Raw genomic sequence first — 12780 nt, forward strand, 5'->3', positions numbered from 1 at the left:
ATTTTTTGAATAAATAATTTTTCAGTAAGCACATGTGTGTACATGTGTTGTTTGTGATTATATGATACTCCCTTTTGAATCCGTTGTCAAGAAAACGCTTTCGATTTTTTGCTCGAAAATGACAAAAAACAAAAATTTATCTGTTTCGAAGGAAGTACAGGAGGAATTACACTAATTTACATAGAAACAGCATGTATTCTTTAAGAAAAACACCTCCCGAAATCCTGAAAACTTCTTTTAAATAATCCGGCAAAAAAAGTTTTCAGGATTTCGGGAGGCGTATGGGTGGGGAAAAGATGTTTAGCGGGGGAGCGCCGGGGAATTTTTCGGGATTGCCGCATATTGTTGAAAATCTCCCAGCGTCATTTCTACTGTATATGATTTCTGAGAATGCCGATCTTTTCGATTTCGGCTTCGACGATGTCGCCGTGCTTCAGGAAGGCGGGCGGGTCCTGGGCAAGACCAACGCCGGCCGGGGTTCCGGTCAGGATGATGTCGCCGGGGTACAGGGTCACGCCCTGGGACAAATCATTGATGATGGTGGGAATATCAAAGATCATGTGTCCGGTGGTGGATTCCTGACGGGTTTCACCATTGACGCGGCAGCGGATACCGAGATTCAAAGGAAGGGGCAGCGCGCTTTTGTGAACAATGGCTGGGCCCAGCGGGCAGAAGGTATCCAGGGATTTGCCTTTATACCACTGAGAATGCTTTTTCTGGAGGTCTCTGGCGGTGATGTCATTGGCGACGGTGTAACCAAAAATGTAGGCTTCAGCGTCCGATTTGGCGATATCTGAGCCCTCTTTGCCAATGATAACGGCCAGCTCAGCTTCGTAGTCAATCTGTTTGGTGGCATTGGCGTGGGACAGGATAACCGAATCGGGACCGGTGACCGATGAGGAGAGCTTGGAAAAATAGATGGGGCTTTCCGGAGCCGCGCCGAGGCCTGGAATATTTTTGATCTCCTTTACATGCTCGGTGTAATTTTTGCCAAGGCAGAAAATATTGCGCTCAGGCTTGGGGATGGGAGCCAGCAGCTTGACAGAGTTCAGGTTAATGCCCATATTGGGGTTGTCGGCCATGGCTTTTGAGGTGGAAGCGATCAGGGCGTCGTCGGCTAAACGGATAAAGTCCGTCATCTGTTCAGGCAGCTTGAGGCCGAGCACCTTGCCGATGGTGGTAACAGGTACCACACGTTTGAAATCTGCGGTGAGTATACCCGCTTCGCTAAAAGATGCGTATTGATAGGTGACAAAATACATTTGAATTACCTCCGTTCATTTCATTTGCTTAATCTTACCATAATTTCTTAGTAAAGGCCAATATTTTGAACCTTTAAGATATTGACATTTTTGAGGTTATACTTTATCATTAATTTAATTAAACTCTTAACAAAAGGGCAGAGGAAACCCCTGTTAAAGATGACCACGACCTTAGAGTAATATAGTGCATAAATATTGCGTGAAACGCCCTTTTGACAGTTTGAAAAGGTGTTTTTTTTTGCAAAAATGCACGTCGTGGACGAATTTTAAGCCAAGGAGGCAAGAGATGCTAAAAGGAAGACATTTAATAGAACCCGGTGACTTTACCATAGAAGAATTAGAATCCATTTTTGGGCTGGCTGATAATATTATTGCAAATCAGGATGATTATATTGACGTTTGCAAGGGAAAATTATTAGCCAGCCTTTTTTACGAACCATCCACCCGTACGCGGTTCAGCTTTGAGTCGGCCATGCTGCGCTTAGGCGGCAAGGTCATTGGATTTGACAACCCTGCCAATTCGTCAGTATCCAAGGGCGAAAGCATTGCCGATACCATCCGAACTGTCGGCTGTTACGCCGATATCGCGGTGATCCGCCACCCGAGAGAGGGGACAGCCAAGCTGGTCTCCAAGGCGGCCTGTGATATGCCCATCATCAACGCCGGTGACGGCGGTCATGAGCATCCTACCCAGACCCTGACCGACCTGCTGACCATCCGTCATGAAATGGGCAGCTGTGATGGCCATGTGGTTGGTCTTTGCGGCGACCTGCTCTTTGGACGGACCATCCACTCGTTAGTCAAAACCCTGAACCGTTATAAGGGCAACAAGTTTGTGTTTATTTCGCCAAAGGAACTGAAAATGCCGGAATACTTTCTGAGTATGCTGGAACCCGGCTCCTATGTCGAAACAGCCAGCCTGGACGATGTCATCGGCGACCTGGATATTCTTTACATGTCCCGCGTTCAGCGTGAACGTTTTGTGAGTGAGGAAGAATACCTGCGCTTAAAAGACTACTACATTTTGGACAAAAAGAAAATGAAAAAAGCCAAGGAAGAGATGATCGTGATGCACCCGCTGCCGCGTGTCAATGAAATTTCCGTCGAAGTGGACGATGATCCGCGCGCCGTATACTTTAAGCAGGCAAAATACGGCATGTATGTGCGCATGGCTTTAATTTCTAAATTACTGGGGGTAGACGCAAATGATTAATGTATCAAAACTGAAAAAGGGAATTATTATCGACCACATTGAATCCGGCCACGGCTTTGAAATCTATAAGGAGCTGCACCTCAACGAAATTGACGATGTCGTCGTACTGATGAAAAATGTCCCCAGCAAAAAAATGGGTCAGAAAGATCTGATCAAAATCGAGACGGACCTGGAGCTGGACATGAACGTTCTGGGGCTTATCGACCCCAACGTCACCATCAATTTTGTCAACAACGGTGAGCTGGTGAGCAAGGTACAGCTGACACTGCCGACACGGGTCACGGGCATCATGAAGTGTAAAAACCCGCGCTGCATCACCCAGTACGAGGACGTGGGCGATATTGACTTCTACCTGGTAGACGCCGAAAAGAAATTATACCGCTGCGAATACTGCGATTCATACACAACGTTTATTGAGAAATGAAGCTGAGTCCAAATTCTGAAAGAATAAAAAGATTTTCGAAGAATTTGTGATCCTTAAAATAAAGGGGAAGGAACTACCATGAAAACTTTAATCACCAACGTTGAAATCATCGACGCCACTGGCCGAAGGCCGGGGAAGGTGCTGATCGATGATGACGGTAAGATCAAAAAGGTTTATAAGGAAAAGGGACAGGTGAAGGCAGCCCACGACCGGGAAATCGACGGCCAGGGTAAGGTGCTGATGCCAGGCTTTATCGATATGCACTGCCATCTGCGCGATCCTGGGCTCACTTATAAGGAAGACATGGAAACCGGTATGAAGGCAGCCCTGAAGGGCGGCTTTACCACACTGGTTGCCATGGCCAATACCAAGCCGATTATGGATAATGCCGAGGCTCTGAAAGACAATATGGATAAGGCGGAAGCTCTGGGCCTCTGTGATCTGGTACAGGTCTGCGCGCTGACAAAGGATTTCAGCGATGCGGAGCTGGTGGATTTTGAGAGCACCCGGGAATACACCAATGTTTACTCCAACGATGGACACAATGTGGATAACGCCGAAACAATGAAAAGGGGGCTGGCCGCCTCAACCGAATACAATTTCATCCTGGCCACGCACTGTGAGCCGGAAACAGAAACCGTGGAGCGGGATATCGCCCTGCTGCGCGAAACCCCGGGACACCTGCACGTGTGTCATATCAGCAAAAAGGATACCCTGGAGGCCATCAAGGCCGCCAAAGCAGAGGGTCTGGACATTACCTGCGAGGTTACTCCGCACCATCTTTACGCCTCGGCCATGGAATATAAGGTGCACCCGCCTTTCAGAAGCTATCCGGACCGCCGGGCTTTGATCGAGGGTGCGCGGGACGGCAGCATCGATATCTGCGGTACCGACCATGCACCGCACAGTGACGAGGACAAGTTAAACGGAGCGCCGGGAATCAATAATTTTGAGACCGCCTTTGCCATGTACTACACCGTTTTTGAAGGCGCTGGCATTCCGGTAGAACGCCTGAGCCAGATGCTGAGTGAAGCGCCGGCGGCGCGCATGGGCCTGAAAGCCGGACTGATCAAGGAACGCTATCCCGGTGATTTGGTTTTGGTGGATCTGGATGCCGAGGAGCGGGTTGATCCCAAGACGTTTATTTCCAAAAGCCACAACACCCCCTTTGGCAGAGAACTGCTTAAGGGCAAGGTGCTCATGACATTTAAAGGAGGAGAGATCGCATATGATAATGGATCGCTTGTATAACGAAGCATTAAAAAGCCCCGTCTGTGTGGGCTTGGATACAAAACTTGACTTTCTGCCCCAGTACCTGAAGGACAAGGACTGGTCAACCGGTGAAAAAATAACGGAGTTTAACAAAAAGATTGTGGACGCCACCGCAGATATTGCCGCCTGTTACAAAATGCAGATTGCCTGCTACGAGGCTCTGGGCCTGGACGGTATGAAGGCTTATTCTGAGACCGTTAAATATGTGCGTAAAAATGGTAAAATCGCCATTGGCGATGCAAAAAGAGGGGACATCACCTCCACCGCCGCCCAGTACGCCAAAGGACATTTTGAGGGCGATTTTGAGGTGGATATTCTGACCGTCAACGCCTACATGGGCGAGGACGCTGTATCCCCCTATTTCCCGTACATCGAAAATAATGAAAAGGGCCTCTTTGTCCTGCTGCACACCTCTAATCCGTCTTCAAGAGATTTTCAGGAGTTAAAATTGGAAGATGGCGGACAAAAGCTTTACGAAGCCGTTGGCGATAAGATCACCGAATGGGGCAGGCCTTACATTGGTGAAAGCGGCTACTCCGCAGTGGGCGCTGTGGTGGGCCTCACCTTCCCGGAAGAATTTGAAGCGCTGCAGGACCAGTGTCCGTCCACCTTTTTCCTGGTGCCTGGCTACGGCGCCCAGGGCGGCACCGGCAAGGATATTGCCAACATCTTCAAAAAGTCCCGCTGTGCGGTCATCAATTCCTCCAGAGGGCTGATCACTGCCCATCAGAAGGCAGAGACGCCCTGTGAGACCGAAGGCTTTGAAGCCTTGATCCGTGAAAAAACACTGGCCATGAAGGAGGACATTTTAAAGTGGCTTTAATTTTAGATAACCAGTTTGTGGCTGAAGGCATTTACAAAATGGACGTGGCCTACGACGGTGAAGTGGGCGTCGGCCAGTTTTTCATGCTGAGAGCCTGGGATAAGGACCCGCTGCTGTCACGGCCCATCTCCGTTCATAATTACGAAAACGGTGTGCTCACTTTCCTGTATCAGATTGTAGGTAAGGGCACCCAGCTTTTGTCAAAACTAGAAAAGGACGACACTGTGGAATTACAGGGCCCATACGGCAAGGGCTTCCCAGATGTGGACGCCGACCTGGTGGTGGTGGGCGGCGGCATTGGCGTCGCGCCCCTGTACTATGTGTGCCGTGACTTTAAGAAGAAACACCCAGAGAAAAGCCTGCGCGTTTACCTGGGCTACCGCGACGCGGCCTACTGCGTGGAGGAATTTGACGCTGTGGCAGACGAAGTGATCGTGGACATCGGCGGCATCATCACCCATAAGGTGGAAGCCCGTGAGGGCGAGGTGTTTTTTACCTGCGGTCCGGAAATCATGATGAAAAGCCTGTGTGATATCGTCCCGGCCGAAAACCCGGTTTACGTGTCGCTGGAGGCCCATATGGCCTGTGGTATCGGCGCCTGCCTGGGTTGTACTTGCAAGACCAGTGAGGGGAATAAGAAGGTCTGTAAGGATGGTCCGGTATTTACCAGAGAGGTGGCAGCCCTATGAGTAAAGTGTTAGAAACAAGATTTAACGATATTGTCTTTAAAAACCCGGTAGTCACCGCGTCAGGGACCTTTGGCTTCGGGCGTGAGTTTGAAAAGTACTATGACCTGGCAGCACTGGGCGGCCTTTGTACCAAGGGCCTGACGCTGGAGCCGCGCCCCGGCAACACCGGTATGCGCCTGTGGGAAACCCCGGCCGGCATGATCAACAGTATCGGTCTTGAAAACCCGGGTGTGGACGCCTTTATCGAAAATGAGTGGCCACACCTTAAAGAAATTGACACGGTGACGGTGGTGAACGTGGGTGGCAAGGACGAAGCTTCTTATCTGGAAGCCATTGAGCGAATCAACGCCATCAACGCGCAGCTGGTCGAGCTGAATATTTCCTGCCCCAACGTGAAGGCCGGCGGGATGGCCTATGGCATACGGCCAGAGATGGCGGCTGACATTACCCGAAAGGTGGTGGCAGTATCCAAGGCTCCGGTGATGGTCAAGCTTTCCCCGAATGTGGAGAACATCGCGGAGATTGCGCTGGCCTGTGAGGAATCTGGTGCCTGCGGCATCTCGCTTATTAACACCATCCAGGCCATGGCCGTGGATTATAAAAAGAAAAAGATCGTGTTTGACAACACCTACGCCGGGCTGTCCGGCCCGGCGGTCAAGCCCATCGCCCTGCGCATGACCCATCAGGTCTGTAAGGCAGTGGACGTGCCGGTGATGGCCATGGGCGGCATCAGCACCTGGGAAGACGCTCTTGAGTTTATCATGGTCGGCGCGGCCTGTGTGCAGGTGGGAACCATGAATTTCATCGATCCCAAAGCCCCGGTTAAGATCATCGAAGGGCTGGAAGCCTATTGCAAGGCCGAGGGCCTGGAAAATATCGATGAGGTGCGCGGTATTTTACTCTAGCTTTTAAATGTAAAAGAACCTCCCGAAATCCTGAAAAGTCAGCGGTATTGGCTTTTCGGGATTTCGGGAGGTCTTTTTTAGCCGAAAACAAAAGCCGCGCCCAGGGGAGTGAGCGCGGCTTTTTATATTACGGGGGAGTAATAAAATGAATATCGGAATCATCCGATAAGGGGTAAGCTTTGAGTTATTCAATCGCAATGTATTTTTTCTGTTCTACTTGCTTGGTTTCGTTTTTCGGGAATTCCAGATGGAGAATACCATCCTTGTAACCGGCTTTAATGTCGTCTTCCTTCACATTGTCGCCAACATAGAAGCTTCTTGAGCACTGGCCAGTGTAGCGTTCCTGGTGAACCAGATTGCCTTTTTCATCTTTTTCTTCCTTTGAGTCATCTCTGGAAGCGGTGATGGTCAGGTAGCCATTCTCAAGGTCAGCTTTGATATTTTCCTTGCCGAAGCCCGGCAGGTCCATATCCAGAATGTACTTGCCATCCTTTTCCTGAATATCCGTTTTCATGAGAGCGGGTGACTCTGTCTTTTTAAAAAACGGGTCATTAAACATATCATCAAACAAATTAAAACCGAAACGATCTTTAGGCATCAACAACATAAGGCATTCCTCCTTTTTGTTTTAGTTTTCATGATTTATGAAGTGATAAACCTTTATAACCATTGAGTTCGGTTCCTTTTTCAAGGGACTTCGCTTAACTTTGTTTACGAGTATATTATAGGACGGATTGTTAGCACTGTCAAGAGGTGAGTGCTAACATTTTAGATTTCGTTAAGCTTTCTACTGTTTTGTAATACCTTGAAGATTCTTTAATCCGTGATTTTCAGGAAGTTTTTAAGATAAATAAATTGTATATTTGGTTTGAGCAGTATATAATAAGGAGTAATACCAGAATAAGAAAGAGAATAATCTGCCAAACAGGTAGGAGGAAAAAAGTGAGACGATTTTTTAAGACTCTGTGCAGTTTCGGGCTGGTCATAAGTCTTATCATGTGTTTTATAGCGGCTCCGGCCCACGCCGAGGAGAAAAAGGTAGTAAGGGTAGCCTTTCCGGAGCTGCAGGGCTTTAGCAGCACCGACGCAAATGGAAAGCATTCCGGTTATACCTATGAATTTCTGCAGGAAATTGCCGCCTATACGGGATGGGAATACGAGTTTATTGCTGGAGATAGCAGTGACGAGACCCTGCTCCAGATGATGGAGGACTTAAAAAACGGTGAGGTCGATATTATGGGCGGCATGCTCTATTCAGACGAGCTGGCCGAGGAATACGATTTCCCGGAATATAACTGTGGCTACAGCTACTCAACATTGGCGGTCTTAAAAAGCAATACCGATATTAACTCGACCAACTATTCGACTTTTAACAATATGAAGGTAGGGGTCCGGGCTTCAGCTAAACGGCGGGCACAGGCCCTGGAGGACTTCTGCAAGGTTAATGGGATCACGGTTGAGACCGTCGAATATCCCAGTGAGGTAGAAATGCAGAAAGCTCTGGAGTCCGGCGAGGTGGATGCGCTGCTGGGATCAGATGTCACCCTGTTTGATAACCAGCGGATTATCGCACGGTTTGACGGAAAGCCCTACTATTTTGCAGTAACCAAAGGGAATTCTGAGATTATCAGCGGCATCAACACGGCCACGGCGGCCATCAATGAAAAAGACCCCAATTACGCCACTGATCTCTATATGAAATACTTTAATAAGGACAGCCAGCGTGTTACGCTGGAAAGCTTTGTCAAAGCGAATCCCATTGAGAGCATTGCTGCGGCGCTGGTTATCGGCCTGGTGCTGGCCGCCGTGGTGGGCCTGGCCATGTACATCCGTATTCAGCGCAACCGGCAGCTGCTGCTGGACTATGAACGCTACCGGGTGCTCTCAGAGATGTCCAATGAGCTGATTTTTGAGTATGACTATGGAGATGACAGTATTATGGTTTCTGACCGCTATGCGCAGTATTTTGGCGGCAAATCCCGAAACGAGCATTTTTTATCAGAGAGCCTGAAAAAGAATATGGAGACCGATGAGGCTGCCCGCTGGTTTGCAGAGCTCATCAAGCGCCGTCCGCCTGAGCAGGCCCGATGTGAGGTCGAGTACAGGGTGCGGGTAAGCTCCGGCGAGATCGAGTGGGTGCGCGGCACCAGCGTGATCATTTTTGACCGGCACGGCCACCCGCTGCGGGCCATTGGTAAGATTATCAACATTAACGAGGAAAAATGCGAGAAGGAAGCGCTTATCAACCAGGCGCACCACGACCCGCTTACAGGGCTGTACAACCGCACCACCTTTGAGGAAATCGTGAGTGACTATCTGGAGCAGTGCGGCGGCGAGAAGGGCGCGCTGATGGTGATTGACCTGGACCGCTTTAAGCTGGTCAACGATACCCTGGGCCATCAGGGCGGCGACGAGGTGCTCGAGGATCTGGCCAGGGAAATGGCCGCCATTTTTGATACAGACGCTGTTTTGGGCCGTCTGGGCGGCGATGAGTTTCTGGCTTTTGTAAAAAATATCGGCCATTGCAGGGAAAAGCCCCTGCGGGATGCCAGAAAGCTCTGCGGCGTAATGAGCCGGTGCTACGAAAAAGAAGGACGCCGGACAGAGGTCTCAGTGAGCATTGGCCTGGTCTATTCGACGGCGGACAGTGTGTTTGAGGAGCTGTATGGCAAGGCTGACAAGGCCCTGTATTATATGAAGGATCACGGAAAAAACAATGTAGCTGTCTATGATGCTTCTCTGGAGGAAGCTTTGGGTAATAATGAAAATACAAACAGAAAAGGAGCATTTTAACATGTCTAAAAAAATTATCGCATTAATCAGCGACGACTTTGAAGATCTGGAGCTATGGTATCCGGTACACCGTCTCCGCGAGGAGGATGGCGTGACTGTGGATGTGGTCGGCGAGGAAAAGGGAAAAACCTACATCGGAAAATACGGTGTGCCCTGTGTGTCGGACTACAGCTTTGATGAAATCAATCCCGATGTGTACGATGGCATTCTGGTGCCTGGCGGCTGGGCGCCGGACAAGCTGCGCCGCTTCCCGGTGGTCCTCGACATGGTGCGGGCCATGGATAAGGCAGGAAAGCCCATCGGTGAAATCTGCCACGCAGGCTGGGTGCTTATCTCGGCCGGTATCTTAAAGGGCAAAAATGTCACCAGCACCCCGGGCATCCGCGACGATATGGAAAACGCAGGCGCTATCTGGCACGACACCCCGTCTATCGTGGACGGCCATATTATTTCTGCCAGGCGTCCACCGGATCTGCCCCAGTATATGAAGGATTACATGAAGGTTTTGATGAAGTAGAAAAGCAGATCCCGAAATCCCGAAAGTCTAAAAACGATTTTCAGGATTTCGGGATTTTTTTACTATTATTCACAATTATGGTATAATACAGCATTATAAAGCGTTTAAGGAGTAGAAGCATGAAGAACATCCGTATAGGGGACATACTGGTCGGCGACGGCTATATTACAGAGGGACAGCTTCAGGAAGCCCTGGCCTACCAGAAGGTGGATAAAAGCAAGCGGCTTGGCGCGATTCTGGTCGATTACGGCTACGTGACCGAAAGCCAGCTGCTGGGCGCCCTGGCAAAGCGCCTGGACCTTCGGGTTATCAATCTGAGCCAGATAGAGGTAGATCTGGAGGCAGCGGCCAAAATACCCAAAAATATTGCGCAGAAATATACCCTTATCCCAATAGGGTTTTCAAGCGGCCACCTGCTGGTCGCCACCAATGACCCGCTGGATTTTTACGCTATTGAGGACCTGCGGCTGATCACCAATATGCCCATCGATATTATTCTGGCCGAAAAGGAAGCCATTCTCAAGGGCATTGACAGCAGCTATTCGGAAATCGAGGCACGTCAGGCAGCCACCAGCGCCAACGAGATGGCCGACGATATGGAGACGGTCTCCATTGTAGAGGATCTGGACGCCGCCGGAGACGACGCGCCGGTTGTCAATCTCATCAATACCATGCTCATAAAGGGCTACAATACTGGCGCCAGCGATATCCACATCGAGCCTTTTGAGGATAAAACCAACGTGCGTCTGCGTATCGACGGTCTCATTGTCGATTACCTGACACTGGCCAGCGCCCTGCACCAGTCTGTCATCGCCCGTATTAAGATACTCTCAAACCTGGACATCGCTGAGCGGCGACTGCCCCAGGACGGCCATTTCCGCGCGCGGATCAAGGGCATTGAGATGAATATCCGTACCTCGGTGATTCCAACCGTCTACGGCGAAAAAGCTGTACTGCGTTTTTTGAATCAGAACACCAAGCTCGACCATTCCGGCACCTTTGGCATGAACGATGACAACTACGCCCGTATGCGCCAGATTCTGCAGAGCCCCCACGGTATCATCTATATTACCGGGCCGACCGGGAGTGGTAAAACCACCACGCTGTATATGGTGCTGGAAATGCTCTCAAGCAAAAACGTTAATATCTGTACCATTGAGGACCCAGTGGAAAGAAACCTCGACAGCATTAACCAGACACAGGTCAACAATGTGGCAGGCCTCACCTTTGAGAGCGGCCTGCGCTCCCTTTTGCGCCAGGACCCAGATATCATCATGGTCGGTGAGACCCGTGACTCCGAGACGGCCAACATTGCCGTGCGCGCCGCCATCACCGGGCATCAGGTACTCTCCACCCTGCATACCAACGACGCTGTTTCCACCATTGTGCGCCTGGTGGATATGGGGGTCGAGCCTTACATGGTCGCCAACTCACTGACCGGGGTAGTGGCCCAGCGTCTTGTCAAGAAAATCTGTCCAGAGTGCAAGGAAGCCTACACGCCCAGCGAGGCAGAGCGAGAGCTGCTGGGCAAAGACATACCTGTGCTGTACCGCGGACGGGGCTGCCACCAGTGCAACCATACCGGTTATAAGGGCCGTATCGCTGTCCATGAAATTTTAGCCATCGACAAAACCATCCGTAATATGATCTCAAGCCAGTCCCCCATCGAGGATGTCTATGAATATGTGGCCGTAAATCACAAGACCACCAGCCTCCGGCAGAGCCTGGTCGAGCTGGTAGAACAGGGCGTGACAAGCATGGAAGAACTGCTGAAGGTTACGTATTACGTTGAATAAATAAAAGTGAGGTAAACATATGCCAACCATCTTAGACCTAATAGCCTACGGCCGCCAGACAGGCTGTTCGGATATTCATTTGACGGCGGATCTGCCGTCGGTGTTCAGAAGTAACGGGGTACTTGTCAAGGGCCCCTTTGAAATGAGCAGACAGGAAATCGGGGAAATGATCATTGGAATGCTCAGCGAGATGAACCGCGAGAAAATAAAACGCGGGGAGGACGCCGACTTTACCTTTGTCACCCCCGAGGGGCTGCGCCAGAGGGTGAATGTGTACCGGCAGCAAAATGAGCTCTGCGCTGCCGTGCGCCTGCTCAACGACACCATTCCCACCTTTGAGGAGCTGGGGCTGCCGCCCATTATCCGCAAGCTGGCCGCTGAGCCGAGAGGGCTGATCCTGATCACCGGGCCCACCGGGAGCGGAAAGTCCACCACACTGGCCGCCATGATTGACTACATCAATATCAATTTTGCCAAGCATATTATCACCATCGAGGACCCGGTGGAATACCGCCATTACCACAAGCTGAGCATGATCCATCAGCGTGAGGTGGGCGTGGATGTGTCGTCCTTTTCAGGGGCGCTGCGCTCCTCCCTGCGTGAGGACCCCGACGTCATTCTGGTTGGGGAAATGCGCGACTATGAAACCATTTCAGCTGCGGTGACAGCGGCCGAAACCGGGCATCTTGTCCTGTCTACCCTGCACACCATCGGAGCTGCCAACACAGTGGACCGTATCATCGACGTGTTTCCGCCCCACAGCCAGCAGCAGATAAGGACACAGCTGGCCAGCACCCTGAAGGGGGTCGTGACCCAGCAGCTTGTGCCGCTGGCCTCTGGCGAGGGCCGCATGGCTGCCCTCGAGGTGATGACAGGCACCGACGCGGTGCTCAACCTTATCCGTGAGAACAAAACCCATCAGCTGTCCTCAGCCATGCAGACCGGCAGCCGGGACGGCATGAACACCCTGAACAGCCACCTGGCCAAGCTGGTAAAGGAAGGAAAGATCGGCTTCGATACAGGCCTTCAATGGTCGTCAGACAAAAACGAGTTTAACCAATACTTTTAAGTAAGGGAGAAATTGCC

12 protein-coding genes are annotated in these 12780 nt (G+C 50.7%); 10 read left to right on the forward strand and 2 right to left on the reverse strand.

Annotated features, from left to right (window positions below; genetic code table 11):
• Window positions 1-368 precede the first annotated feature (368 nt).
• Window positions 369-1262 (reverse strand): fumarylacetoacetate hydrolase family protein, encoded by an 894-nt coding sequence (locus DW091_RS01030; RefSeq protein WP_118517182.1) that lies wholly within the window; start codon window positions 1260-1262, stop codon window positions 369-371.
• Window positions 1263-1548: 286 nt separating this feature from the next.
• Between DW091_RS01030 and pyrB the strand changes: the two genes are divergently transcribed.
• The 6 genes from pyrB (at window position 1549) to DW091_RS01060 (ending at window position 6588) form a co-directional block, all read left to right on the forward strand.
• Entirely contained in the window at window positions 1549-2475 is a 927-nt protein-coding gene (gene pyrB / locus DW091_RS01035; RefSeq protein WP_058693319.1) for an aspartate carbamoyltransferase, read from the forward strand.
• Window positions 2468-2899 (forward strand): aspartate carbamoyltransferase regulatory subunit, encoded by a 432-nt coding sequence (locus DW091_RS01040; RefSeq protein WP_058693320.1) that lies wholly within the window; start codon window positions 2468-2470, stop codon window positions 2897-2899. Before pyrB ends, DW091_RS01040 begins: the two co-directional genes overlap by 8 nt.
• A gap of 78 nt (window positions 2900-2977) precedes the next feature.
• On the forward strand, window positions 2978-4150 hold the full coding sequence (locus DW091_RS01045) for a dihydroorotase (protein ID WP_058693321.1): 1173 nt from the start codon (window positions 2978-2980) through the stop codon (window positions 4148-4150).
• Entirely contained in the window at window positions 4128-4994 is an 867-nt protein-coding gene (gene pyrF / locus DW091_RS01050) for an orotidine-5'-phosphate decarboxylase (protein WP_074618010.1), read from the forward strand. Before DW091_RS01045 ends, pyrF begins: the two co-directional genes overlap by 23 nt.
• A complete protein-coding gene (locus DW091_RS01055; protein ID WP_058693323.1) occupies window positions 4985-5683 on the forward strand; it encodes a dihydroorotate dehydrogenase electron transfer subunit in 699 nt (232 codons plus the stop codon). The genes pyrF and DW091_RS01055 overlap by 10 nt, the downstream gene beginning before the upstream one ends.
• Window positions 5680-6588, forward strand: a complete 909-nt coding sequence (locus tag DW091_RS01060; RefSeq protein WP_074618011.1) for a dihydroorotate dehydrogenase — start codon at window positions 5680-5682, stop codon at window positions 6586-6588. The genes DW091_RS01055 and DW091_RS01060 overlap by 4 nt, the downstream gene beginning before the upstream one ends.
• Before the next feature lie 184 nt (window positions 6589-6772).
• On the opposite strand, the gene DW091_RS01065 is transcribed toward DW091_RS01060, so the two are convergent.
• Window positions 6773-7195 (reverse strand): Hsp20/alpha crystallin family protein, encoded by a 423-nt coding sequence (locus tag DW091_RS01065; RefSeq protein WP_118517183.1) that lies wholly within the window; start codon window positions 7193-7195, stop codon window positions 6773-6775.
• A gap of 335 nt (window positions 7196-7530) precedes the next feature.
• On the opposite strand from DW091_RS01065, the gene DW091_RS01070 reads away from it, so the two are divergent.
• From DW091_RS01070 to DW091_RS01085, 4 genes are all read left to right on the forward strand, one after another.
• Entirely contained in the window at window positions 7531-9381 is a 1851-nt protein-coding gene (locus DW091_RS01070; protein ID WP_118517184.1) for a diguanylate cyclase, read from the forward strand.
• Between the two features lies 1 nt (window position 9382).
• Complete coding sequence (locus tag DW091_RS01075) at window positions 9383-9898, forward strand: type 1 glutamine amidotransferase domain-containing protein (protein ID WP_118517185.1); 516 nt, start codon at window positions 9383-9385, stop codon at window positions 9896-9898.
• A 119-nt stretch (window positions 9899-10017) separates the two neighbouring features.
• Entirely contained in the window at window positions 10018-11694 is a 1677-nt protein-coding gene (locus tag DW091_RS01080) for a GspE/PulE family protein (RefSeq protein ID WP_118517186.1), read from the forward strand.
• Between the two features lie 19 nt (window positions 11695-11713).
• Window positions 11714-12763 carry a type IV pilus twitching motility protein PilT gene (locus DW091_RS01085; protein WP_118517187.1) on the forward strand — a complete coding sequence of 350 codons (1050 nt, stop codon included), beginning with the start codon at window positions 11714-11716 and terminating at the stop codon, window positions 12761-12763.
• Window positions 12764-12780 lie beyond the last annotated feature (17 nt).

This window comes from Eubacterium sp. AM05-23 (assembly GCF_003477535.1).
Lineage (GTDB): Bacteria > Bacillota > Clostridia > Eubacteriales > Eubacteriaceae > Eubacterium > Eubacterium maltosivorans.